Source organism: Winogradskyella eckloniae (assembly GCF_013249045.1).
In the GTDB taxonomy this organism is placed as follows: domain Bacteria; phylum Bacteroidota; class Bacteroidia; order Flavobacteriales; family Flavobacteriaceae; genus Winogradskyella; species Winogradskyella eckloniae.
In genome coordinates this window covers 327,803-353,607 of record NZ_JABRWP010000005.1, presented here as the reverse complement: position 1 = coordinate 353,607, position 25,805 = coordinate 327,803, and the positions used below count along the sequence as shown (strand labels likewise).

Here is a 25,805-nt window from a genome sequence, read left to right as displayed (position 1 = left end):
GTGGTTTTGATTTTACAATTCTTGATCTTGTAGAAGCTTTCTACTTAATCATATCGTAACTACGTTTAATAAAATTAGTTAATTCTTCACCTTTTAAAAGTCCTTGAGATAAACGCGCTAAATCTAAACTTTGAGAAATTAAGCGTTCTTGCTTTTTCTTTGTTTTAGTATTTAATATTTCACCTACTAATTCAGAATTTGTATTAATGATGAGGTTATGAATTTCTGGCATATGACCAAACATATTCATTCCGCCACCACCAGTTTGTTGCATTTCTTTCATTCTACGCATAAATTCTGGCTGCGTAATAATAAAAGGAGATGCTTCACTATCCATAGCTTCTAATTGAATAGTAAATTTTTCTGAAGGTATCACTTCTTTTAGTAATGTATCTAATTCTGTTTGTTGCTCATCAGTTAATTTTGAAATGGCAGTTTCATCTTTTTTAATTAAATTATCAATATGATCGCCATCCACTCGTGCAAAAGAAATATTCTCTTTTGTTGATTCTAACTTCTGTATTAAGTGTGAAACAATAGGAGAATCTAACATTAATACTTCATAACCTTTAGCTTTTGCAGCTTCGATATAAGAATGTTGTTGGTCTTTGTTAGATGCATAAAGAATTACAAGTTTGCCATCCTTATCCGTTTGGTTGGCTTTTATCTTGTTGAATAATTCATCATACGTAAAGAATTTACCATCCACTGTTGGGTAAAGTGCAAAGGCATCTGCTTTTTCGAAGAATTTTTCTTCAGAAAGCATGCCGTATTCAATAACAATTTTAATATCGTCCCATTTGGCTTCAAAATCTTCACGGTTATTATTAAATAATGACTTTAATTTATCTGCTACTTTTCGGGTAATGTAAGATGAGATTTTCTTAACGGCTCCATCTGCTTGTAAGTAAGAACGTGATACGTTTAATGGAATATCTGGTGAATCAATAACACCTCTTAACATGGTTAAGAACTCTGGTACAATTCCTTCTACATTATCTGTAACATAAACTTGGTTTTGGTACAGTTGAATTTTATCCTTTTGAATGTTGATGTCGTTTGTCATCTTAGGGAAATATAAAATTCCTGTAAGGTTAAATGGATAATCGACATTAAGGTGAATGTTAAATAAAGGCTCTTCAAATTGCATTGGGTACAATTCTCTATAGAAACCACTATAATCTTCATCTTTTAATTCTGAAGGTTGTTTTGTCCAAGCCGGATTTGGGTTGTTGATAATATTATCTACAGTAATCTGCTTATGAGGCTCTGTTGTTTCTTTGCCGTCAGCATCTTTAGTAGTTTTTGGTGTAAAATCTGGGTCGTTTATTTCCTTAGTACCAAATTTAATTGGCACAGGCATAAATTTATTATACTTGTTTAATAACTCTCGGATTCTAGACTCTTCTAAAAACTCTGTTGAGTCTTCTGCAATATGAAGAATTATCTCTGTTCCTCTAGTTTCTTTATCAGCTTCTTCTAAAGTAAATTCAGGAGATCCATCACAGGTCCAATGTGCAGCAGGTGCGCCAGTATGAGATTTTGTAATAATTTCTACTTTTTCTGCAACCATAAAAGCCGAGTAAAACCCTAGACCAAAATGACCAATAATACCAGAATCTTGCGCAGAATCTTTATACTTATCTAAAAATTCTTCAGCACCAGAAAAAGCAACTTGGTTAATGTATTTTTCTACTTCTTCAGCAGACATACCTAATCCTTGATCTATCACATGAAGTTTTTTTCCTTCTTTGTCAATTTTTATTTCAATCTGCGGATTTCCGTATTCAGATTTAGATTCACCAATACTAGTAAGGTGTTTTAATTTTAATGTGGCATCTGTACCATTACTAATTAGCTCACGTAAAAATATTTCGTGATCGCTGTATAAGAATTTTTTAATAAGCGGAAAGATGTTCTCTACCGATACATTAATACTTCCTTTTGTCATTTTTATTTAGTTTTTGTCATTCCTGCGTAGACAGGAATCTAATTAATAATTGTTTTAATTACATTTTACTACTAGTCAAATAAAATACCAAGACTTAAAATGTGACAAACTGACACAACTTTATTTTTAGAAAATTAGTTTTTAGAATTTGCACTTTATATTTTGTATTTTGCTGATGCTAAATAATTAAATTGATAACATGTATAATTCTAAAATAATAGGCTTAGGCAAGTATGTGCCAGAAAATGTAGTGACAAATGCGGATTTGTCTAAAATGATGGACACCAATGATGAATGGATACAAGAACGAACAGGTATTAAAGAGCGTCGTTGGGTAGAAAAGGGTAGTGGAGATACTACAGCTACAATGGGTGTGAAAGCCGCAAAGATTGCTATAGAACGTTCTGGTTTAGATAAAGACGATATAGATTTTATCATTTTTGCGACACTGAGTCCTGATATGTATTTTCCTGGTCCAGGCGTACAAGTACAGCATGCTTTAGATATAAAAACGGTTGGAGCTTTAGATGTACGTAACCAATGTTCTGGTTTTGTATACGCCATCTCTGTTGCAGATAATTTTATAAAAACAGGTATGTACAAAAACATACTAGTTATTGGTAGTGAGCTACATTCTCATGGTATGGATATATCAACACGTGGACGAGGTGTTTCCGTGATATTTGGAGATGGAGCAGGTGCTGCCGTTTTAACGCGAGAAGACGATAATTCTAAAGGTATTTTATCTACACACTTACACTCACAAGGTGAGCATGCAGAAGAATTGGTGCTCATTGCACCTGGTATGGGAAAACGTTGGGTAAACGATATTTTAGAAGACAATGATCCTAACGATGTGAGTTATTTTCCTCACATGAACGGACAATTTGTATTTAAAAATGCGGTAGTGCGTTTTAGTGAAGTCATTATGGAAGGTTTAATGAAAAATGAATTACAGGTTGATGATATAGATATGCTTATTCCACACCAAGCGAATTTACGTATTGCACAGTTTATTCAAAAGAAATTTAAACTTAACAATGATCAAGTATTTAATAATATTCAGAATTACGGAAATACGACTGCAGCATCAATCCCTATTGCATTAACGGAAGCTTGGGAAGAAGGAAAAGTAAAAGAAGGCGATACCGTTGTGTTAGCTGCTTTTGGTAGTGGTTTTACTTGGGGAAGTGTAATTATTAAGTGGTAATATTAGTTAGCAACTAGGTCTTTTTTAGCAGATTTTCTGGGTGTTTAGAGAAGAGATCACATGGTTGCGAAGAAAAAATGTAATACAATTCGATATGAAATTCAATAAAATTATACGCTCTGTGCTCTTGTTACATATGTTGTTCTTAGGCTTAGCTTATGCACAAGACACACAAGAGCTAGAAGCCGAACGAGCTAAAAGCGATAAAATTAAAGGTGAGCATCCGCTTATTAATTTAATGAAAACAAAAACGTCCACTTTAAAGGACGAATTAAAAGGTGTGCATCCACGTGTGTTTTTGACACAATCAGAGATTGATGATTTAAAAGATAAGACGAAAACCCAAAAAAAATTATGGGAAACAGCCTTGTCTAGAGTTAGGGCAATGACTATTGAGCCAACACCAGCGCCAGCGCAAGCAAGACGTGTACAGAATCCTGTTGGATTAGGCATTGCAGAAGCAGCACTCGCTTATAAAATTACAGGTAAAAAAAAATACTTAGTTGCAGCCAAAAAATACATGGATGCCGCAGTGTCTTACGAGGTTTGGGGTTATAAATACAATAAGCCAGATGTAGATTTAGCAGCTGGCCATTTATTATATGGATTAGGTTGGGGTTATGATTTGTTGTACCATGATTTAACACCAAAAGAACGCGATATCTATAAATCCAAATTAATAAGACAAGCTAGATTGCTTTATGATTTTTATAAACCACAACCAGGAAAAACGTATGCATATAGTCAAAATCATACCTTTATACCTATGTCAGGTTTGGCTGTTACAGCCTATGCTTTGGCTGGCGAAACACCTGAAGCGAAACAATGGGCAGAATTGCCAAGAGCCATTTTTGAAGGGGTTTTAGAAACCTACTCAGAAGACGGATTTTATTATGAAGGCATTGAGTATTGGATTTTTTCTACACCTTGGTTATTTCATTATATGGATTTACAATTTCACGCGACTGGAGAAGATTTATATGAGAAAGTACCAGGTTTTAATTTGATGCATAAGTATATTTCACATGCTACATTGCCAGGCGCAGAGTTTCATTTTGATTATGGTGATACCTATACAGGTAACTTAACGCGAGATAAAAAAGCAGAAGATTATAGTAGAGAACGCATTAATGGTCAGTTTCAGAGCAGCTATAATGTTTTATATAAAGTTGCAGATAAATTTAATAATGGAGAAGCTCAAGGTGTTGCAGATTGGTTAAAACAAAAGGGTCAAGTAAGTGCAGAAGAAATGTGGAGTTTTATTTGGTATAATCCTTCTGTGAAGTCTGTACCAATTGAAGAACAAAAGACGTTTCATTACTTTGCGGATCACGATGTTGTGTTTTGGAGATCGAGTTGGGAAGATGATGCTACCGCATTTTCATTTAAATGCGGACCGTCAGAAGGGCATAAGACTTTGCAAAAATTAGAAACATTTCCAGAATGGCGATTATCAAGTGGACATGCACATCCAGATGCTGGTGGTTTTATTATTTGGGCAAATGGTGAATATTTAACTGGTGATTCGGGTTACGAAGGCCTTACTATGACGCATTCTCATAATACACTTTTGTTTGATGGTAAAGGTCAGAACCATGAAGGCGAAGGCCATGATGTGTTTTACGGAATACCATATGAAAGAATAAATAAAATCCGCATTGTTGAGGTTAAAATGGACCAAAAACATGTTGCCATTAAAGCAGATGCTACTGCTGCATATGAACCTGAAGTAGGTGTAAAGAAATTTATAAGAACGTTTGAGTTCAATGCACCTGGTAGTTTTGTTATAATTGATGACGTAGAAACAAATTCGCCTCAAATAATTACATCTTATTTACATGCAGATCATGTTATAGATCAAATTTCGGATAGTACTTTTGAGTTAGAGCCTCAGAACACGAGTATTATTGCTAAAATAAAAGCACCAAAAGGATTTGTAACCAAAATTGATAAAAATGTTTTAACAGCGCCAGGAGATCCTGGAAGTGTAGATAAAGGCGGTTTAGAAGAACGTGGTAAAAAGTTAGGTATTTCTACAAAGGAGAAAGTAACCAAATCAAAATTTGTAATTGAACTCACAATAAAGGAAGAATAGTTGCACGGTCATATTAAAACTTTGTCGTCGTTTTTTTGCTGTAAAGTCACTGGTAGTGTAATAATCATTAGTTAAATGAGCATAAAGGATTACATAGAATGAATATTTTTAGAAAAAAAGATGAACTTTTAGCAGCTCTAGGAAATATAAGAGCAATGGAAAGATTGCACGTTGATACTTTCACCGAAGAGAAAATAAAAAATATTTCTGGCCTAAAAGTAGCAGCATCTCGTGATGGTCAATTTTGGGTAAGTTTTCAAGAATTAAATGGGTATTTGTTTATGAATACAACTGTGCTTAGTCGTGTAGATTTAAAAACATTAAAAGGCTCTAAAATTACAATTCTGACAAAAGATTATGAGATTGAAATTAAATCTGATGAAAAAGAAATTGAATCTGACTTTTCGAATGTTTCCAACACATATATGACTAAGGTTAGCTTTGTCATTGAATCTAAAGAAAGAGACATAATTGAAAACAGAAATTTTGAAGAAATTGAGTATCAGTTAAAAAAGAAAACGTTAAGGTTTCTTATGAGAACATAAAACCAAATGCAAAAAGCCCAAACAGATTTTCTGTTTGGGCTTTTCAACCATTAACCAACTTTAATTAACACTATTATAAAACTTAATTTATAATACCACTATTTAAAAACTTATCCACTACTATAGACGTTAAAAACTTGTTTTTATTTTATGGATAGAGATATTTAACGCGTATTTAACAAAAACCCGAAAACAGCAGTTTTCGGGTTTTCTAAATTTAATAGTTAAGCACTAACACTAACCATCAACATTTATGTTAACTATTAAAAATTTTTAAAACATTCCGCCACCTTCTTTCACATCGTTATCTCTTTGTTTACGGGATTTGGCCGTGTATTTTCCTCCGCCAAAACGGTAAGAGAGACTCATGGAGATTTGTTGACTTTCCCAATTAAACTGACCAATTTGTGCGTATGGTCGTTCGCCTTCAAACTCTGCATACATGGTATCAAAGATGTCATTGTAACTTAAACTGAAGTTAGCTCTGCCTTCCATAAAATTGTATCGCATACCTAAATTAACCATTAGCATGTCGTTCATTTCAAACTGAATGTTTTTGTTTTTTGAACGGTACATGCCAAATGCTGAAAAACTAAGGCTTTTACTCACTTTGAAGTTGTTGAAAGCGCGTGCGCTCCAGGCAATATTGTCTACTTCTACAGTGTTTAGAACTATTGCGTCATTCGTATCAAAAGACTCAGCTAAACTTTTTTGTGTTTGAGAATATAAGTCAAAACTTGCGTTTACACTCCACCATTTTGTGGGCCTGTAATTTGAAGACACTTCTATTCCGTAAGATGATGTATTATCAAAATTTAAATTTGTGAATATTAGACGGTTATAGTCTGTTCTGTCAATTAAGATGGCTTGCTGTATTTCATCTTCGATAATTCTATAAAAAACACCTGCAGTAACGCTTCCTTTTTCAAATTGTCTTGTGTAATTTGTTTCAATAGAATTTGTGAATTGAGGACGTAATTCTTGGTTTCCAAATTCTGAAATTAAAGGCGTACTCCAATTTGGTAATGGGTTAACTTGCCCTATGCCAGGTCTGTCAATTCTTCTGCTGTAGCTAAACTGATACGAGTTTTTTTCAGATGGTGCGTAGGTAACAAATGCAGAGGGATATAATTCTATATAATCGTTTTCAAAAGGAATATTTATTTCTTCGTTAGAGTCTAAATCTTTTTTAAAAGCATCAGAATCTACATAAACGGTTTCTGCTCTTAAGCCAAATTGATAACTCCATTTTTCTAACTTTTTACCATAAGTGGCATAAGCAGAATATATATTTCTGTTATAATTAAATAGTGTTGTTGTTGGTATGTAAGCTCCGTTTTCATTTTGCTCTCTTGCGTCTGATTCGTAGAAAATACTTGTGTCAAATAAACGTGCTTGCAGTCCTAATTCTAGTTTTACTGTTTCAGACAACGGATTAACGTAATCTAAATTAACGGTTGTGCTATTTCTGTCAGTATCTGTATCTTCAATAAAGTCTGGTCGTTGGGAACTAAAAAATGCATTGCTATTATCTACAACACCTTCATAAATGTTATGATCTACTTCTAGTTCTATATGGTGTCCGTCCTTGTCAAAATCATGTTTATAATTAAAATTATACTGTTGCGAATCATTGTTATGAAATCCTTGTAGTGTTTGTGATTCGTCTAAAGCATCATTAAATAGGTAGTTGATTTTTGAGTTAACATCAGTTTCACCATTAAAAATGTTTTGGTTAGTGAAAACAGAAATCGTGTTTTTATCATTTAAATAATAATCTAATCCTATCTTAAATAAATGTGATTTGTTGTCATTTAAAATATCAAAATTCTGAAGAATGTCTTGTTCGGTTCTATTGATGAAACCATAATTGACATTTCTATTAATGTTATTGCCGTAAGAGCCATAGAAATTTATTTTTCCATTTCTGTAGTTGGCATCTATGGAGCTGTTAAACTTAGCTTCAATATCATGAGCTAGTCCTACATTAATGTTACCATTAAATCCAATTTTTGTGTTTTTGTGTAATACAATGTTAATAATGCCACTCATACCTTCAGGATTATATTTTGCAGAAGGGTTGGTAATCAATTCAACACTTTTTATGGAGTTTGAAGGTATTTGCTTTAGTAATTGTTCTGCAGGAATATTGGAGAGTTTACCGTCTACCATTACTCTTACGTTTTGATTGCCACGTAAACTTATTGATCCGGTTTGTTGGTCTACACTAACTGATGGTAGATTATTCATAAGTTCACTAGCTGTTGCACCTGCTGTTTGTAAGTCTTTACCAATAGTAATAACTTTACGATCTACTTTTTGCTGAATAGTTGAGACATCAGCTACGATGGTAACTTCATCTAATCCTGTAGATTCTTCTTCAAGTTTAATATCACCTAGATTTACTTTATATTGCCCTTTTCCTAAGGTAATACTTTTATCTATGGTTTTGAATCCTACAAATTGAATAGAGACTTTTATGGTGCCTTCTGGTATGTTTTCAATTTCAAAAGTGCCGTCTTCATTGGTTATGCCACCTGTAATAATTTTATTGGTTTGATCTTTAATTACTATGTTTACATAAGGTAACGGTTCATTTAGTTCGGCGTCTATAACACGACCATAAATTGAGCCGTTTCTAATGTCTGCATTAGAATTGGGTTGGGCTGAGGCTAAAAAAGAAAATAAGAGCGCACAGCATAAAACGATTGATTTCATTTTGATTGGTTTTTTGATTGATTTGTGATAGTTTATTAAAGGATAGACGACAAACTTTAAAGTATGTTACTTTAATTATTTAAGTTAACACATTTTTAACATTATGAATAAAACAACTTTAGTTATTGGAGCTTCATTGAAGCCAGAACGTTACTCTAATAAAGCTATTAAAAGGCTCAGACAACATCATCATTTGGTTAAAGCTATTGGCTTACGACAAGGATTGGTAGAGGATGTAAGTATAGATACGGAATTAAAGCCGTTTACAGATATAGACACCATTACATTATATCTTAATCCTACACGTCAAAAGGCGTATTACGATTATATTATTAATATAAATCCTAAGCGTGTAATTTTTAATCCTGGAACAGAAAATTCTGAATTTTATGAGCTTTTAAATCAACATGCAATTAAATATGAAGAAGCGTGTACATTGGTGTTGTTGGCAACTAGCCAATATTAGTTCTTTTTCTAGAAATGAGGAGTAATCCTAAAAAGGTAATACAACCATTAAGTGGTAATATTTCCCAGTTGAAATTATATAAATGATTTTGAGCATATAAAGCAGCGCATTCCCATGCCGAAGCTGTGCAATCTTCTAATAATAGATTTTGGCTATACGCGTAATAGGTTGGTAAAAGTGTGATTAAATAGGTTAATAGTATTGAAACGAGTCCTACAATCCACACAAATTTATCTTTTATAGTTGTTTTAGTTAAGATTCCAAAAGCAAATAAACCTAATAACGGACCATAGGTAAACGTAGCAAATGTAAAGAGATTACTCACTACGCTGCCTTCTAAAGAATTGAAGATTATTACAACAATTATTAAAAGTAAAGACACTGCAATGTGTACTTTTTTACGTAAGGGTTTTTGCGCTTCTATAGATTTTTTTTCAATATTTAAAAAATCTACAGAAAAGGATGTGGTTAAAGACGTTAAAGCAGAATCTGCGCTGCTGTAAGCTGCGGCAATTAGTCCAATAATAAATGTGATTGCTAGTCCTTTGCCAAGACCTTGATTCATCGCAACTTCTGGGAACAATAAATCGGTTCTGGTAACGCCATTTAATTTCGGAATGGCAACATTAAATTGATCAGCGTAGATAAATAATAAAGCACCAAGGGTTAAGAATACAAGGTTTACAATGACCAATAAAACCGACATTGAAAGCATGTTCTTTTTAGATTCATTGGCATTTTTGCAGGTTAAGTTCTTTTGCATCATGTCTTGATCTAAACCAGTCATGGCGATAGTAATAAAAATGCCACCTATAAAATATTTCCAAAAATTAATTTTACTATTGATGTTATCAAAATAAAAAATTTGACTTTTTGCTTTAAAAGTGTCTTTGGTAAACGTTTCGGCTAAAGTCCAATCAAGTTTGTTTAGAATTAATATTATAGCCACAATTACTGAGGTTAACATGGCGATGGTTTGCAATGTGTCGGTCCAAATTATAGTTTTTATTCCACCTTTGTTAGTATACAGCCAAATAAGTAATATGGATATCACGACGGTTAGCCAAAATGGCACACCTAGATTTTTAAAAACAATATATTGCATAGCTAATGCTACCAAATACAACCTAAATGAAGCACCAGTAACGCGCGACAATAAAAAGAAAAATGCACCAGTTTTGTAACTAACAACACCAAAGCGATCTTCTAAATACTGATAAATAGAAGTAACATTTAGATTGTAGTATAAAGGAATTAAGACTAAAGCAACCACTAAATAACCAACAAAAAAACCCAATACACCTTGCATATAAGCAAACTCTTGTCCTGCAATAAGACCTGGAACAGAAATAAAGGTAACTCCAGATAGAGACGCACCAATCATCCCAAAAGCCACTAAATACCATGGTGCCGACTTGTTAGCTTTAAAAAAAGCGGCATTAGAATCTTCTTTGCCAGTAAAATATGAAATTAAAATAAGCAACCCGAAGTAACCTGCAATTAGTAATAATATAGACAGTGGTGACATGACTTATGAAATTATAGTATTATTTTTGAAAAGTAGTACATTTGATAAAATTGGATGCTGCTAAAAACATTTTTTTATGAAAAAATATCTATTTCTCGTCAGTTTTGCTTTGTGTTACTATAATATTTCAGGACAAGATTTTAAACAACTTATTGCGGAAGGATCACATTCTGTAGATGCCATTGTAACTGTTGCAGAAAGTCATTTCGATTCGGTAGGTCGAGAACGTGGGAAAGGCTATAAGCCATTTAGGCGTTGGCAATATTTTGCTGAACGTGCTATGGATGAAAACGGTATGTTAAAATCTCCAGCATTTTATTATAATGAATTAAACAATTATAATGCGAGTATAAATAATGAAGGTTTTGCAGCAAGAACGGTTGTAGGTACTTGGGAAGAAATGGGACCTACCTATTGGAACGCTACATCTGGTTATAATCCAGGAGTAGGCAGGATTACATCCGTTTCTATAGACGAAAATAATTTAGATCATATCATTGTTGGAAGTGTTACTGGTGGTGTGTGGAAAAGTATAGATGGTGGTACAACATGGACGGTTCTGACGGATAATTTAGCGAATATTGATGTCTATGCATTGACGATAGACCCAAATAATAGTTCTAATTATTTTTGGGGTTCAACTAATGGTGCACTCTTTAAATCTGAAGATGGTGGTGCAACTTGGGTGTTGCATAGTACCTTACCAGGTGGTTCTATTAATAAAATATTAATTCATCCAACTGATCCTTTAATTATGTATTGTAGTTCACAAGGAAGTGGATTGTATAAATCAACAGATGGAGGTGTTACCTGGAGTTCAATTTATTTTGCAGGTGTATCTAATGGTTATGATTTTAGATTTAAACCCAATGACCCAAGTGTGGTTTATGCATCAGGCGCTAATTTTTATGTCTCAACGAATAATGGTGCAAGTTTTAATAAAATTAGTGGTGTTGCTCCAAATCAATTTAGTTTTGGACCTAAAATGATTGGAGTTTCGGCGAATGATCCATCTGTAGTCTATGTGCTAGAAGCAAGCGGTGGCTTATTTGGAGCATTATATAAGTCTACTGATAGTGGAAATAGTTTTACAAAACTAAGCCATGATGGTAGAAACTATTTTGGATATGATTCAGCAGGCGTTGATGATAATGGCCAAGCACCAAGAGATATGGCAATTGCTGTAAATCCCAATAATGTAGATGATGTACATATTGCAGGAATAAATACATGGCGATCAGTAGATGGTGGTGTTACTTTTGGCATTACTTCACAATGGACACCTTATGATGCCAATAATCAAAATATTGGGTATTGTCATGCCGATGTCGATTTATTAGAGTTTGTAGGTTCTGGTGCAGACGTCAAGCTTTATGTAGCTTCCGATGGCGGTATTTATAGAGCAGAAAATCCAACTGTGGTTAATAGTTCATATTATACAGATTTAACCGCAGGATTAGGGATTAGACAATTTTATAAAATAGGTGTAAGCCAAACAAATCCCGTTATTGTTACTGGTGGCTCTCAAGATAATGGGTCTTCAGTGTTAAGTTCGGATGGCAATTGGACAGATTGGTGGGGCGCAGATGGCATGGAAGGATTCGTAGATAAAAATAATAGCCAAATTTTATATGGAACGTCTCAATTTGGGTCGTTTGTGAAAAGCTTTAATGGTGGTGCAAACATCACATATCTCACACAGCCAGATGACAAAGGTGGAGATTATACTTGGAATTGGATAGTGCCATTTGAGCAAGATCCTATACTACAAAATGTAATATATTGTGCATTCGATGAAGTTTATAAATCTATTGATAGTGGTTTAAATTGGGTGTCTATTTCTCAGAATTTTTCTAATAATATAGATCATTTAAAAATAGCGCCAACAAATAATAACAAAATATATTTAGCGATTAACGGATTGTTTTGGTCTACAGATGATGGCGGAATTACATGGACTCAATCTGCCTTAAACCTTAGTGGAGGTCAAATAAATAGTATTGCTGTTCATCCTCAAAATCCAAATAAGATAGCTATCGCTACAACCAATAATCAAAAAGTTTACGTCAGTGATGATAGTGGGTCAACTTGGACCTCTATAAAGTGGGATTTACCTAACTTTTCTTCGCAAGCTGTTGTGTGGCAGTCTGGAACTACAAATGGATTATATGTAGGTATGAACTATGGTGTGTATTACACGGATACAACCTTAGGGAATTCATGGACATTATTTAATAATGGCTTGCCTAATGTTAGAATAAATGAACTCGAAATAAACTCAGCAGATAATAAATTATACGCAGCAACTTATGGTAGAGGACTTTGGAGGTCTAACTTGTATGACCAAGCCTTAAGTGTTGCTGATTTTGAGGTAGAGGATTTAAAAGTTTATCCAAATCCGGCTTCAAATACGGTTAATTTGTATTGGGATACTTCAGAGAATGTAACCGTTAGGTTGTTTAATTCATTAGGGCAACTGATGTATTATTCAAAAAATCAAAATTTATCAACACCATTAACAATTGAAACGTCTGGTTTTGAAACAGGTATTTATTTTGTGAAATTGAATTCTACAAAAGGGACGATTACAAAAAAACTAATGCTCAACTAATCTCCTGCAAAAATATGCGATGCGTAAGGCATAATCAGTCGTAAAATTATGCCTAAAAAACGTTACCTTTGCAACCATGGAATTTTCATCAAAACTTTTAGAAAATGCAGTTAATGAGGTGTCTCAATTGCCTGGTATTGGTAAGCGTACAGCCTTGCGTTTGGTGCTACATCTTCTACGTCAACCTGAGCGTCAAACGTTTCAATTAGCCAATGCACTTTCTAAAGTGAGAGCAGAAATAAATTTCTGTAAATCTTGTCATAATATAAGTGATAAAATACTGTGCGACATCTGTGAAAATCCTAGCCGAAATAGTGAAATTATTTGTGTTGTTGAAGATATAAGAGATGTAATGGCTGTTGAGAATACGAGTTCATTCAAAGGGTTGTATCATGTATTAGGTGGGAAAATTTCTCCTATGGATGGTATTGGTCCACAAGATCTAAATATAAAAACATTAGTAGATAAAGTAAAAGAGGGAAAGGTAAAGGAATTGATTTTTGCTATGAGTCCTACAATGGAAGGCGATACAACCAATTTTTATATTTTCAGACAAATTCAAGACTACAATGTATCAACATCAACAATAGCAAGAGGTGTTGCCGCAGGTAACGAATTAGAGTATACAGATGAAGTTACCTTAGGACGAAGCATAATTGATCGTGTGCCGTTTGAAACGTCATTAAAATCGTAAGTCCAAAATGAAGTTGTCAGTTGTAATTTTAAATTATAATGTACGTTATTTTTTAGAGGTTTGTCTAAAAAGTGTCGAAGTTGCAATTGCTAATATTGAAGCGGAAATTATTGTAGTAGATAATCAGTCTACAGATGATAGTTGTAAAATGGTAAAGGAATTGTTTCCCTCTGTAAAGTTGATTGAGAATAATGAAAATTTGGGGTTTTCTGCAGGAAATAATATTGGAGTAGCAAAAGCATGTGGAGAGTACTTATGTATTCTTAACCCAGATACCATAGTGGCTGAAGATACGTTTGTAAAACTTTTAGAGTTTACAGATTCAAAAGAGAATTTGGGTATTGTTGGTTGTCAGCTCATTGATGGTACAGGGAAATTTCTTCCAGAGAGTAAGCGAAATGTGCCTACACCAGCAGTAGCTTTGAAAAAAGTTTTGGGTAATGTTAAAGGCTATTATGCCAATCATGTTACTGCAAATGGTACTGGGAAAGTGAAAATCTTAGTAGGCGCATTTATGTGGTTAAAAAAAGATGTTTATGAGGCTGTTGGTGGTTTTGATGAATCCTATTTTATGTATGGAGAAGACATAGATTTATCTTATAAGGTGATTAAAGCTGGCTTAGATAATTACTATTTTGGCGACACTACAGTCATTCATTTTAAAGGTGAAAGCACATTAAAAGACGCAACATATGCACAGCGCTTCTATGGTGCGATGCAGATATTTTATAAAAATCATTTTAAGCAATACATGGTATTTAATGTTTTGGTATGGTTAGGTATAAGAATGGCAAAATTATTCAGTAAAACGACAAGACAACAGCCTGCAATAACTAAGAGAACGTATGTCTATGCAAAAGCAATAGAATTAGAACTTAGTAAACAGTTGCCCGAACCACAGCATATAAACAAAGCTATACATCATCAAATCGAAGATAATAGTACCATTTTGTATGATTTAAGCATTCTTAAAACAACTGATATTTTTAAGGATATGAAGGCGAAATCTAAACAACCAAATATTGTTTTTAGATTTCTGCCAAAAAGCAGTAAATTTATCCTCGGAAGCGATAGCGCCACAAATAGAGGTGAAGTGTTAAGTTTCTAGATTGTATTTTTTGAATTAAAATCAGTAAATCATCGGTTTTTTTACTAATTTTGCAATCGATTTTAAAATAAAGACCTTCAAATTAAAAATATGTCAAAGTTTGAACTTAAGTTGCCTAAAATGGGAGAAAGTGTTGCAGAAGCAACAATAACCTCATGGCTTAAAGATGTTGGTGATACCATTGAAGCAGATGAAGCGGTATTAGAAATAGCAACAGACAAAGTTGATAGTGAAGTGCCTAGTGAAGTAGATGGTGTTTTAGTAGAAAAACTATTTAACGTTGACGATGTCGTACAAGTTGGGCAAACCATTGCTATTATAGAAACAGAAGGCGGAGACACAATAGAAGTAAAATCGCCAGCAGTAGAGGTAGCGCCTGTTGTGGAGCCAGAAGCGCCAAAAGAGGTAGCTGATGTGGCTCAAACAATTGTTGCTGCAAAGGCGTCTGTGGAGCCAGTCGTTTCAACTGAAGATAGATTTTATTCTCCTTTAGTTAAAAATATTGCCAAACAAGAAGGTATTTCTCAAGCTGAGTTAGATACCATTGCCGGATCAGGAAAAGATAATCGTGTTACTAAAAACGATATTAAAGCGTATTTAGAATCTCGAAATTCTATGCCTAGTGCAACGCAGCCTGTAACAGAAGTAGCACCTCAAGAGGTAGAACCTGTTGCAGAGAAAAAGGAAACAGTAGTTGCTGATACTGCAGCAGTCCCTAAAAGTAATCCTGTATCTGCTAAGGCGATTAAAACACCAGAAAAACCAGAAAAAGTCACTGAAGAAAAGTCTATTGAAGTTTCAAATGGTGATGAAATAATTGAAATGACCAGAATGGGGAAACTCATTTCAAAATATATGGTAGAATCTGTACAGACTTCTGCGCATGTGCAATCTTTTATTGAAGCAGATGTTACCAATATTTGGAATTGGAGAAAGAAAGTAAAGGATGACTTTATGAAGCGTGAAGGTGAAAATTTAACCTTTACACCAATTTTTATGGAAGCGGTTACAAAAGCCTTAAAGGAATTTCCTATGATGAATATTTCTGTACAAGGCGATAAAGTCATAAAAAAGAAGGCGATAAATGTTGGTATGGCTGCAGCATTACCAGATGGTAATTTAATTGTTCCTGTAATTAAAAATGCAGACCAATTAAATTTATTCGGTATGGTAAAACGTGTTAACGATTTAGCGACAAGAGCAAGAGAAAATAAATTGGCTCCAGATGATATACAAGGTGGAACCTATACTGTTACTAATGTGGGTACATTTGGTAGTATCATGGGAACACCAATCATTAATCAGCCACAAGTCGGGATTTTGGCATTAGGAGCTATTAGAAAAACACCCGCTGTAATAGAAGGACCAGAAGGTGATTATATAGGAATACGATATAAAATGTATTTATCCCATTCTTATGATCACAGAGTGGTAAATGGAGCGCTAGGAGGTCAATTTGTAAAAGCAGTTAAAGATTACCTCGAAGCTTGGGATTTAGATCACGAGATTTAAAAAATAGAAGACCTTACAATTCATAAATAAAGCACAGTTTTTTACTGTGCTTTTTTCATTTATAAGAAGAAAAGGTTAAGAAGGATTTGCTTTTAGCGCAGTGAAAATTTCATTCGCAAAATTAAAAATTAGTAAATGCCCTTCGTCTTTGTATAGTTTTAAAGTGGCATTATTCATTTTACTTTTCATTAATTCAGCCCATTTATAAGGAACATTATTATCTTTTTTTCCTTGCCATAACGTAACTGGTGTTTGTATATCCTCTAGTGAAAAACCCCAATCCTTAACTAAAATATTAGAAATTTCATGGGCAATGCCTTCGCTTCCATTTCTGTAGGCTTCTTTAAACATGGTTTCAATGACAAGGCTTACAGCGTCGTTTTTTAATACATTTTTATCTGGTTCACTCATTATTTTCAAAAAACTTCCAAGCGCTTTTTTAGGATTCGTATTTATCTGTTTTGCCGTCGTCTTTAGCAGAAATTTTAATAAAAAGGGAAAATGCTTCGCTATAGTTAGCATGGATTTTACGGCTGTATTGAGGTGTTTTTTGCTGTCTTTATTATATGGAGCAAAGCTACTAACTATAGACGTTTTATAAATGTTTTTAGGGAATAAATAAGTAAAACCTAAAGCGAAAGCAGAGCCAGCAGACATACCAATAACCGAAAACCTTTCGATATTTAAAAATTCAGTTAAGTGTTTTACATCATGTGCGAAACTTAGAATTGTACCTTCGGGATTAAAGTCTGAAATACCATGTCCTGGTCTATCTATAGTGATAACTCTTAAATGTTGAGTGACAGCAAAACTCATATCATAGTGCATTTCTAATCTAGAACTTTGCGAACCATGGAAATAAATAATAGGAAACCCTTCAGGATGACCAAATTCAGCAAAACATAACCTTCTTTGATCGTTTAAAATGATATGCTGCTCTGTTTTTTGCAAGGCTATAGTGTTTAGATTATCATAATGTGATCTAGATATATTTTAATACATAGAAATGCTCGATAAACGAAGTTACTCAATTGAATTTATATAGTCAAGTCAGCTTTTCGTCTTCAAACCATACAATCTTATATATTCTAATTATCTTTGTTTTTTAAAATAAAAACAATGCAACTTAATCTTACCAAACCCATCTGTTTTTTCGATCTTGAAACCACAGGAATTAACGTATCTAAAGATAGAATTGTAGAAATTTCTATCCTAAAAGTGTATCCTAACGGAAAGGAAGAAGCCAAAACTTGGGTTGTAAATCCTGAAATGCCTATTCCTGCAGAAGTTACAGAAATTCATGGCATTTCTGATGCAGATGTTGCAGATAAGCCAACTTTTAAAGAATTATCAAAGGAGATTTATAACCTTATAAAGGATTCAGATTTAGGAGGGTTTAATTCAAATCGTTTTGACATTCCGTTATTGGCTGAAGAATTATTGCGTGCTGAGGTAGATTTTGATATGAAAAGTACAAATTCTGTGGATGTACAAACCATTTTTCATAAAATGGAACAGCGTACATTAGTAGCAGCTTATAAATTCTATTGTAATAAAGACTTAGATGATGCGCACAGTGCAGAAGCCGATACCAAAGCTACTTACGAAGTTTTAAAAGCGCAATTAGACCGATATGAGACACTCGAAAACAATACGAAGTTTTTAGCGGAATTTAGTGCGCGTAAAAAATTCGCGGATTTTGCAGGTTTTTTGATATATAATAAAGAAGGCGAAGAATGTTTCTCTTTTGGAAAGCATAAGGGAAAACGCGTATTGGAGGTTTTAGAGAAAGAGCCAGGTTATTTTGGCTGGTTACTTAATGCAGACTTTCCATTATATACTAAGAAGGTTCTAACGGCTATTAAATTACGCCAGTTTAATAATAAATTGGATTAAAAGGGACATGAGATAATGAATCTGATAATTTATAGTATCCGGCTTTTGTTTTTATTAATTCCCGTCTTAACTTTTTCTCAAGGCGAAATAGCTAAAGGTGTTATTTTAGATAAAGTTACTAACGAGCCTATTCCCTATGTAAATATTTCTATTCTCGATTCTCAAATAGGCACATCCAGTAATGAAGATGGGAGTTATACCCTTAATGTAGAAGAAAAACATTTAAACAAATCTGTGAAAATGTCTTCATTAGGCTATGAAAGTAGTATAATACCAGTGTCTGTATTTTTAGAGACTCAAGAAGTTTATCTGAATTCCTTAGTGGAAAAATTAGATGAGGTTGTAATCTCTAAAAAGTTTGAAGAAAAGACTAAAGTAGTTAATGTAATAAATGAAGAAGATTTATGTCAAGGTTATGGATCTCATGCTAAGAATCCTTGGATATTAGCCTTGTATTTTCCATTTGAGGAAACATATGAAACTACAGATTATTTAAAATCGATAAGATTTCATTTCGGTAATTTCAGAAATAAAAAGGCGAAATTTAGATTACGCGTGTTTTCTATAGGGAAAGATAGCCTTCCAGATAAAGATTTACTAAAAGAGAGTGTAGTTGTTAGTCTAAAGAAGAATCAAAAAACTGTAGATATTAATATTTCAGAATATAATGTCATATTTCCACGGGAGGGTTTTTATGTTGCTTTTGAATGGTTATATATAGCTTATAATGAGGAGAAAGTAACTTATGTTGGCGGTCCAAAAAATAAAAATAAACGAAAAGGTATAAAGCATGCACCGACCATTTCTGGTATATGTGCAGATGATGGTGAGTTTATGCTATCTATTTACAACGCTGGTAAATGGGGTTTTTATGCAGCAAATAAACATAAAAGTGATAAAAAAATTATTCCAGCAATATCTTTAACTATATCAAATTAAATTTTGCGCCTTAGCGCCTTAGCGAGAAAAACCATGAAACTTATCTGCATAGGTCGTAATTATACAGACCACATTAAAGAATTAGAAAACGAAAAGCCAACAGATCCTGTGATCTTTTTAAAGCCTGATACGTCTATTTTATTGAAGAAACAGCCGTTTTTTATTCCAGATTTTTCAGATGAGGTTCATCACGAAGTTGAAGTTTTAGTAAAAATCAATAAAGTAGGGAAGTATATAGATAAGAAATTTGCGCATAAATATTATGAAGACATCGGACTAGGAATAGACTTTACCGCGAGAGATCTTCAAGCTCAGTTAAAAGCAAAGGGACTGCCTTGGGAAAAGGCAAAAGCTTTTGATGGTGCAGCTGTGGTTGGTAAATGGCTGTCTAAAAGTCAGTTTAAAGATGTTAATAATATAAATTTCAGTTTAAAAAAGAATGAAGAGATTGTTCAGGCTGGAAATACAGAATTAATGCTCTGGAAAATTGACGAAATTATAGAATATGTTTCAAAATATTTCACTTTAAAAATTGGAGATATTATCTTTACCGGAACACCTGCAGGAGTTGGAAAGGTTTTTGCAGAAGATCGATTAACAGGATATCTTGAAGACGAGGAAATGTTTTCAATAAAAATTAAATAAATGGCACAACATTATAAATTAGATAGAGTAAGAGAAATGGCTGATAACGATGAAGATTTCGTTGCAGCTATAGCAGCCGCGTTCTTAGAAGAAGTACCAGAAGATGCAGAACGATTAAGAACTGCAGTACCTGCAAAAGATTATAAGGAAGTGTATCAAGCTGCACATAAAATGAAACCAACAATTGATTTGTTTGAATTAGGTGTTTTAGATACCCTTATTGAAGTACAAGATTGGGGAAAATTTGAGCAAACTGATAAAAATGTAGATGAGCAACTTATTATAGTATTAACTGCTGTAGATAATGCGGTTACTGAAATTAAAGCCGATTTCGGATTATAAATGCAAGCAGAAATTATTACTATTGGCGACGAAATTCTTATTGGCCAAGTTGTAGATACAAATTCAGCCTTTTTAGGAAAAGAGCTCAATAAAGTTGGTGTTTCTGTATATCAAATAACCTCTATACAAGATGAAAAGTCGCATATTCTTAAAGCTTTAAAAGAGGCCGAAGAAAATGCAGATATTATTATCATTACAGGAGGATTAGGACCAACAAAAGATGATATTACCAAGCATACCATCTGTGAATATTTTAACGATACACTCATTGAAGACAAAGCTGTTTTAGCGCATGTAGAGCAAATATTTCTAAAATATAGCACAGCACCTTTATTAGAGGTCAATAAGCAACAAGCGTTAGTACCGTCTAAATCTACTGTGTTGATGAACCATAATGGAACAGCTCCAGGAATGTGGTTAGAAAAAAACGGAAAAGTGTTTGTGTCCCTTCCAGGTGTGCCATTTGAAATGAAAGCTTTAATTACAGAGCAAGTTATTCCTAAACTCAGACAGCAGTATAAATTTCCTTACATATTACACAGAACCATTTTGACATCTGGTATTGGAGAAAGTGCATTAGCAGATCACATATCGCAATGGGAAGACAATTTACCACATTATATTAAGTTGGCGTATTTGCCAAGTTTAGGACGTGTAAGATTACGATTATCTGGAAAATCTCAGGATAAGCAAGAGCTTGAAAATGAATTACAAAACCAAATTAATTTACTATTAGCTTTAATTAAAGATGTTTTTGTAGGTTATGAAGAAGATGGTTCTATTGAAGCCATTATAGGTTCTCAACTTACCAAAGCAAAAAAAACATTGGCAATCGCAGAAAGTTGTACAGGAGGAAACATAGCGAAGTCTTTTACGGAAATTCCTGGTGCTTCAGCCTATTTTAAAGGCAGTGTGGTAACTTATGCAACGGCATCAAAAGTACAAGTTCTAGATGTTTCGGAAGCATTGATAAAGCAGCATTCTGTAGTGAGTAGAGAAGTGGCGGAAGCCATGGCATTAAATGTGAGAACCTTATTTAATAGTGATTACGCTATTAGTACTACAGGTAATGCAGGACCAACGAAAGGCGACTCAGATGCAGACGTCGGCACAGTATGGATTGCTATAGCTTCAAATAACGGCGTACACTCTGAAGTTTTTAACTTTGGTAGCAACAGAGAGAAAGTTATTGGAAGAGCTACAAATAAAGCTTTTGAAATGCTTCAAAAACTTTTTTTGAAAAAGTAGAGTTTTATGTTTGTTGAAACGTAAAGTTTTATTAAATTTGCACCCTGTTTAAAATATCCTGATTCGGATTTTAGATTCTTAATGCTAGTGTTTACAGGGAATACCATAGAATACTGGAACAAAATTAAGAGTTAACAGAAAAACATTAATAGACCTAAAGAAAGAAAACAATGTCAAGAGTTTGTGAACTTACTGGGAAAAAAGCGATGGTTGGGAACAATGTTTCTCACGCTATGAATAAAACGAGACGTAGATTTGATGCAAATTTAATGAAAAAGCGTTTTTATATTCCTTCAGAAGATAAGTGGGTAACATTAAAAGTTTCTACATCTGCATTAAAGACTATCAATAAAATTGGTATCGAAGCAATGTTAAAAGAAGCTAGAGCAAAAGGATTTTACAAATAATAGCGTTTTTTAGCGCTTAAGTCAATTTACAATGGCAAAAAAAGGAAATAGAATACAGGTTATCTTAGAGTGCACAGAGCACAAAACTTCTGGTAAGCCAGGAACATCAAGATATATTACAACAAAGAATAAGAAGAATACGCCAGATCGTATGGAGATTAAGAAATTTAATCCTATCCTTAAGCGTATGACAGTTCATAAAGAAATTAAATAATTTAAGACATGGCAAAGAAATCAGTAGCGTCTTTACAGACAGGATCAAAGCGTTTGACAAAAGCGATTAAAATGGTAAAATCACCAAAAACTGGAGCTTACATGTTTGTAGAATCAGTTATGGCACCAGAATTTGTCAATGACTTTTTAAACAAAAAATAATTTTTATTTTTTTAAAGATTTATAAAACTGCTTCTTTTAGAAGCAGTTTTTTTATGTTTATATTTGAGCAGATCATGCTTTATTTTATAAGAGGCTGATGGCATTGCTTAAAATGAGTAAAACCAATACATGACATCTTTGCAGTAAATGACTATAGGCAAGGTTGTTGTATAATAGTTTTTATAAAATTATTATCAGGCTAGACTAGTTTTAGCGCTGATGTTTAACCTAACAACAAAAATGAGTTTTTTTAAAAAAATATTCTCTTCTGAAAAGAAGGAAACCCTAGATAAAGGTTTAGAGAAATCTAAAACCTCTTTTTTTAGTAAATTAAATAAAGCTGTAGCAGGTAAATCTAAAGTTGATGATGATGTCCTTGATAATCTCGAAGAGATTTTAGTTACAAGTGACGTTGGTGTAAACACAACATTAAAAGTCATTACACGTATTGAAGAACGCGTAGCAAAAGACAAGTATTTAGGAACTTCTGAATTAAATAAAATTTTAAGAGAAGAAATTGCGGCACTACTTTCTGAAACAAAATCGGGAGAAGAAACAGAGTATACCATTCCTGAATTGCCAAAACAAGAAGATGGACAAAAAACACCATATGTACTAATGGTCGTTGGTGTAAATGGTGTTGGTAAAACAACGACTATAGGTAAATTGGCGTATCAGTTTAAAAAGAAAGGTTTAAAGGTAGTACTTGGTGCTGCTGATACTTTTAGAGCAGCGGCAATTGATCAATTACAAGTTTGGGCAGATCGTGTAGATGTACCTATGATAAGACAAGAAATGGGTTCTGATCCTGCTTCTGTGGCTTTCGATGCTTTACAGTCTGGTGTTAACCAAGATGCAGATGTTATTATTATTGATACAGCTGGTCGTTTGCATAACAAAATTAACCTTATGAACGAGTTAACAAAGGTAAAACGTGTTATGCAAAAAGTAGTTGGTGATGCACCACATGATGTACTTTTAGTATTAGATGGTTCTACAGGTCAGAATGCTTTTGAGCAGGCCAAACAATTTACAGCAGCGACAGAAGTTACCTCTTTAGCAGTGACTAAATTAGACGGAACTGCTAAAGGAGGCGTTGTCATTGGTATTAGCGATCAATTTCAAATACCTGTTAAATATATTGGAGTAGGCGAAGGCATAGAAGACTTACAAGTCTTTAATAAATATGAATTTGTAGATTCTTTCTTCAAATAATAGTTTCCTGTTCGTAGAAGTCAGTTACCGTTTCAACGTAAAATGACCTCTATAGGTTAAACCATTTGTTCTTGTAACCACAAACCAGTAATCTGATGTAGGTAATGGGTTGCCATCATAAGTGCCATCCCAAACTGCATTTGCGTCTAAAACTTTTAATAGTTTTCCGTATCGATTAAATATTTTGACGAGTAGAGAAGGTTCTGTTGCTGCATTCTTAATATACCATGTGTCGTTAGTACCATCACCATTTGGTGTAAAAAACTTTGGATAATTTAAAAGGTAAACAACCTGTTCTGTAATACCACATGCATTTTTGTCTCGGACATAAACCGTGTATTCACCAGAACTTAAATTTTCAAAGCGATGACTATCTTGATAATAAAAACCATCAATAGAATATTCGTAGTCGCCTAAACTTAATTCTGATAGATAAATAGTGATGGCATTGTTGTTGTCTGTCCAATCTTCAATATCAATATCCGCAATCACAGCAGTATTAGACTGTAGCACTTCAAAAGTTTTTGTGGTTTCACATAAGTATGACGAATGATTTTCCGTTACCGTAACTGAATAATTTCCAATCATTTCATTTGTAATATTAATAGTACTTGTAGTGGCTCCTGTAGACCATAAATAACTGTAAAAACCTGAGCCAGCATCAATTGTTATATAATCTTCATCCTCACAAATACCAACAACATCTGAAATTGATATAATGGGAGTCGGTTCTAAATCAATGGTTAATTCAGCGATTTGATAACAGTTGTCAGAAGAATCTATTCTAGCAAAAACGCTATTCGTTTCGGAATTTGTTGAATAATTAATGGATTCTATAATGCCATCTTCATTGTAATTTTGAGCATCAGTTAAGTTTTCAAAATAACTAAAATTGCAGTCTGTACATGTTGTTATGTCAGATTCGTAAAAAGTTAAATCGGTTACTTCTATGTCATCATTATTTGTGTCACATAAAATAATAGATAAATCATTTACAACTAATGTTGGTACTATCATACTTACTTCTACAGCAATTCTCTCATCACTTTCACAACCAGCATTTGTTATTTGAGCACCATAATAGAGATTACCATCAATAAGAAGTGTTTCATTAGATATTACGTTGCCATTAGTATCTGCGTCATACCAAACTGCGTTAGAATTTACTTCAAGATCAGCTACAGTTGCTTGTTGTGTTGTACAAAATACTTGTTCATATTCTCCAGTTAAAGCTTCAGGTTTTTCTAAAATGGTTATATCAAATATTTCTGAAGCAATTCTGCATGACGTAGATGCGATATTAATACCATTGGCAACCGTAATTCTATATTGAAAATTTCCTGGTGTATCAGTTTCTGTGAAATTATAATTAGTAGTGGTTTCGTTTTCGATATCTACCCAAGTTATGCCTAAGTCATCTGAAAATTGCCATTGGTATTGAGGATCTAGATAACCAGATGAGACATCAGCTTGAAATGTATATTGGGCAGAATTACCTTCACACAATGTGATTGTGCTTCCTAATTCGTCATTTATTGAGTTTGTAATGGTAGGACCACATGGTCTAAAGGCAATATCATCTAGAGCAAGGTCATTGCCAGGATGCGCACTTGGTGCAGAGTTTAATATTGTTATGACCACTTCAGTGTCATTTTCTAAGGTAAAGAAGAAACCATATTGTAGCCAGCTTCCGCTAGATGTTTGAGGAATATCGCCAGTATTATACGATCCTAAAATATTTCCAGAAGTATCACTCACTCTAAAAGTAACATCAGGATGATACTCGTCAGTACCAACAGATGGATTCATAATATTTATGAGCCATGCCGAGAATTCGTAGGTTGTGTTAGCGCATAATCCTGATACTGTTTTGGTATAGAAAACACCTTCATTGGCAATTACAGCACTGTTTATGACCATCATATATCCATTGGTGTTACCTGTGTGGTCGCTGGTAACGTGCCAAGCATTTCCTTTTAGTCCACTTGTAGTATTGGCTATGGTATATTCGCCCTCATCTAATTCTCCAGCGCTACTGTACGTAAATGCCGTGATGTCACTGCCTAATGCAGCACCTCTCGTAGTGCCAGATCCAAAGTCTATTTCTACCAAGGGATCACCTAAATTTCCTTCACATAATTGGGCATGAGATTGCAAAAAGAATAATAAGAGACAAATAAATGTGAGTAACTGTTTAATGTACAAATTATAAATATTTAAAACGTGACTAAAAAAAAGCTACCTAGGTTTAGAGTAGCTTTTAGTATTTAGATGTCGTTTTTAAATATAACTTGCGTTTA

22 protein-coding genes are annotated in these 25,805 nt (G+C 33.6%); 17 read left to right on the top strand and 5 right to left on the bottom strand.

Features of this window, described 5'->3' with window-relative positions; translation table 11 throughout:
- Positions 1-40: 40 nt before the first annotated feature.
- The gene (gene htpG / locus HNV08_RS11230) at positions 41-1,951 is read right to left on the bottom strand and encodes a molecular chaperone HtpG (protein WP_173281409.1); all 1,911 of its coding nucleotides are present in this window, start codon (positions 1,949-1,951) and stop codon (positions 41-43) included.
- A gap of 199 nt (positions 1,952-2,150) precedes the next feature.
- Between htpG and HNV08_RS11225 the strand changes: the two genes are divergently transcribed.
- The 3 genes from HNV08_RS11225 (at position 2,151) to HNV08_RS11215 (ending at position 5,801) form a co-directional block, all read left to right on the top strand.
- Positions 2,151-3,161 carry a 3-oxoacyl-ACP synthase III family protein gene (locus HNV08_RS11225; RefSeq protein ID WP_173281408.1) on the top strand — a complete coding sequence of 337 codons (1,011 nt, stop codon included), beginning with the start codon at positions 2,151-2,153 and terminating at the stop codon, positions 3,159-3,161.
- 94 nt (positions 3,162-3,255) lie between these two features.
- Positions 3,256-5,256 carry a DUF4962 domain-containing protein gene (locus HNV08_RS11220; protein WP_173281407.1) on the top strand — a complete coding sequence of 667 codons (2,001 nt, stop codon included), beginning with the start codon at positions 3,256-3,258 and terminating at the stop codon, positions 5,254-5,256.
- Positions 5,257-5,354: 98 nt separating this feature from the next.
- Positions 5,355-5,801, top strand: coding sequence for a hypothetical protein (locus HNV08_RS11215; RefSeq protein WP_173281406.1), 447 nt, complete (start codon positions 5,355-5,357; stop codon positions 5,799-5,801).
- Positions 5,802-6,074: 273 nt separating this feature from the next.
- Here the strand turns inward: HNV08_RS11215 and HNV08_RS11210 are convergent, their stop codons facing one another.
- A complete protein-coding gene (locus HNV08_RS11210) occupies positions 6,075-8,519 on the bottom strand; it encodes a TonB-dependent receptor domain-containing protein (RefSeq protein WP_173281405.1) in 2,445 nt (814 codons plus the stop codon).
- Positions 8,520-8,622: 103 nt separating this feature from the next.
- On the opposite strand from HNV08_RS11210, the gene HNV08_RS11205 reads away from it, so the two are divergent.
- On the top strand, positions 8,623-8,985 hold the full coding sequence (locus HNV08_RS11205) for a CoA-binding protein (RefSeq protein ID WP_173281404.1): 363 nt from the start codon (positions 8,623-8,625) through the stop codon (positions 8,983-8,985).
- Here the strand turns inward: HNV08_RS11205 and HNV08_RS11200 are convergent.
- Positions 8,972-10,513, bottom strand: coding sequence for a sodium:solute symporter (locus HNV08_RS11200; protein WP_173281403.1), 1,542 nt, complete (start codon positions 10,511-10,513; stop codon positions 8,972-8,974). The genes HNV08_RS11205 and HNV08_RS11200 overlap by 14 nt on opposite strands.
- 76 nt (positions 10,514-10,589) lie before the next feature.
- Between HNV08_RS11200 and HNV08_RS11195 the strand changes: the two genes are divergently transcribed.
- The 4 genes from HNV08_RS11195 (at position 10,590) to HNV08_RS11180 (ending at position 16,438) form a co-directional block, all read left to right on the top strand.
- Positions 10,590-13,124 carry a T9SS type A sorting domain-containing protein gene (locus HNV08_RS11195; RefSeq protein ID WP_173281402.1) on the top strand — a complete coding sequence of 845 codons (2,535 nt, stop codon included), beginning with the start codon at positions 10,590-10,592 and terminating at the stop codon, positions 13,122-13,124.
- Between the two features lie 76 nt (positions 13,125-13,200).
- Positions 13,201-13,818, top strand: coding sequence for a recombination mediator RecR (gene recR / locus HNV08_RS11190; RefSeq protein ID WP_173281401.1), 618 nt, complete (start codon positions 13,201-13,203; stop codon positions 13,816-13,818).
- A gap of 7 nt (positions 13,819-13,825) precedes the next feature.
- Positions 13,826-14,926, top strand: a complete 1,101-nt coding sequence (locus tag HNV08_RS11185) for a glycosyltransferase family 2 protein (protein ID WP_173281400.1) — start codon at positions 13,826-13,828, stop codon at positions 14,924-14,926.
- A 90-nt stretch (positions 14,927-15,016) separates the two neighbouring features.
- Positions 15,017-16,438 carry a dihydrolipoamide acetyltransferase family protein gene (locus tag HNV08_RS11180; RefSeq protein WP_173281399.1) on the top strand — a complete coding sequence of 474 codons (1,422 nt, stop codon included), beginning with the start codon at positions 15,017-15,019 and terminating at the stop codon, positions 16,436-16,438.
- A 75-nt stretch (positions 16,439-16,513) separates the two neighbouring features.
- Here HNV08_RS11180 and HNV08_RS11175 read toward each other — a convergent pair whose 3' ends face one another.
- Positions 16,514-17,389 carry an alpha/beta fold hydrolase gene (locus tag HNV08_RS11175; RefSeq protein ID WP_173281398.1) on the bottom strand — a complete coding sequence of 292 codons (876 nt, stop codon included), beginning with the start codon at positions 17,387-17,389 and terminating at the stop codon, positions 16,514-16,516.
- Positions 17,390-17,557: 168 nt separating this feature from the next.
- Here HNV08_RS11175 and HNV08_RS11170 point away from each other — a divergent pair, with 168 nt between their 5' ends.
- From HNV08_RS11170 to ftsY, 9 genes are all read left to right on the top strand, one after another.
- Positions 17,558-18,334, top strand: a complete 777-nt coding sequence (locus HNV08_RS11170) for a 3'-5' exonuclease (protein WP_173281397.1) — start codon at positions 17,558-17,560, stop codon at positions 18,332-18,334.
- 15 nt (positions 18,335-18,349) lie between these two features.
- Entirely contained in the window at positions 18,350-19,273 is a 924-nt protein-coding gene (locus tag HNV08_RS11165; RefSeq protein ID WP_173281396.1) for a carboxypeptidase-like regulatory domain-containing protein, read from the top strand.
- A 33-nt stretch (positions 19,274-19,306) separates the two neighbouring features.
- A complete protein-coding gene (locus HNV08_RS11160) occupies positions 19,307-19,918 on the top strand; it encodes a fumarylacetoacetate hydrolase family protein (protein WP_173281395.1) in 612 nt (203 codons plus the stop codon).
- Positions 19,919-20,260, top strand: a complete 342-nt coding sequence (locus HNV08_RS11155) for an Hpt domain-containing protein (protein WP_173281394.1) — start codon at positions 19,919-19,921, stop codon at positions 20,258-20,260.
- Positions 20,261-21,508 (top strand): competence/damage-inducible protein A, encoded by a 1,248-nt coding sequence (locus HNV08_RS11150; RefSeq protein ID WP_173281393.1) that lies wholly within the window; start codon positions 20,261-20,263, stop codon positions 21,506-21,508. It abuts the gene before it with no gap.
- A 170-nt stretch (positions 21,509-21,678) separates the two neighbouring features.
- Positions 21,679-21,915 (top strand): 50S ribosomal protein L28, encoded by a 237-nt coding sequence (rpmB, locus tag HNV08_RS11145; RefSeq protein WP_173281392.1) that lies wholly within the window; start codon positions 21,679-21,681, stop codon positions 21,913-21,915.
- Positions 21,916-21,946: 31 nt separating this feature from the next.
- The gene (rpmG, locus tag HNV08_RS11140) at positions 21,947-22,129 is read left to right on the top strand and encodes a 50S ribosomal protein L33 (protein ID WP_173281391.1); all 183 of its coding nucleotides are present in this window, start codon (positions 21,947-21,949) and stop codon (positions 22,127-22,129) included.
- A gap of 8 nt (positions 22,130-22,137) precedes the next feature.
- Entirely contained in the window at positions 22,138-22,290 is a 153-nt protein-coding gene (locus HNV08_RS11135) for a DUF4295 domain-containing protein (protein WP_008271041.1), read from the top strand.
- 240 nt (positions 22,291-22,530) lie between these two features.
- Positions 22,531-23,505, top strand: coding sequence for a signal recognition particle-docking protein FtsY (gene ftsY, locus HNV08_RS11130; RefSeq protein WP_173281390.1), 975 nt, complete (start codon positions 22,531-22,533; stop codon positions 23,503-23,505).
- 24 nt (positions 23,506-23,529) lie between these two features.
- On the opposite strand, the gene HNV08_RS11125 is transcribed toward ftsY, so the two are convergent.
- Positions 23,530-25,710 (bottom strand): T9SS type B sorting domain-containing protein, encoded by a 2,181-nt coding sequence (locus HNV08_RS11125; protein ID WP_173281389.1) that lies wholly within the window; start codon positions 25,708-25,710, stop codon positions 23,530-23,532.
- Positions 25,711-25,805 lie beyond the last annotated feature (95 nt).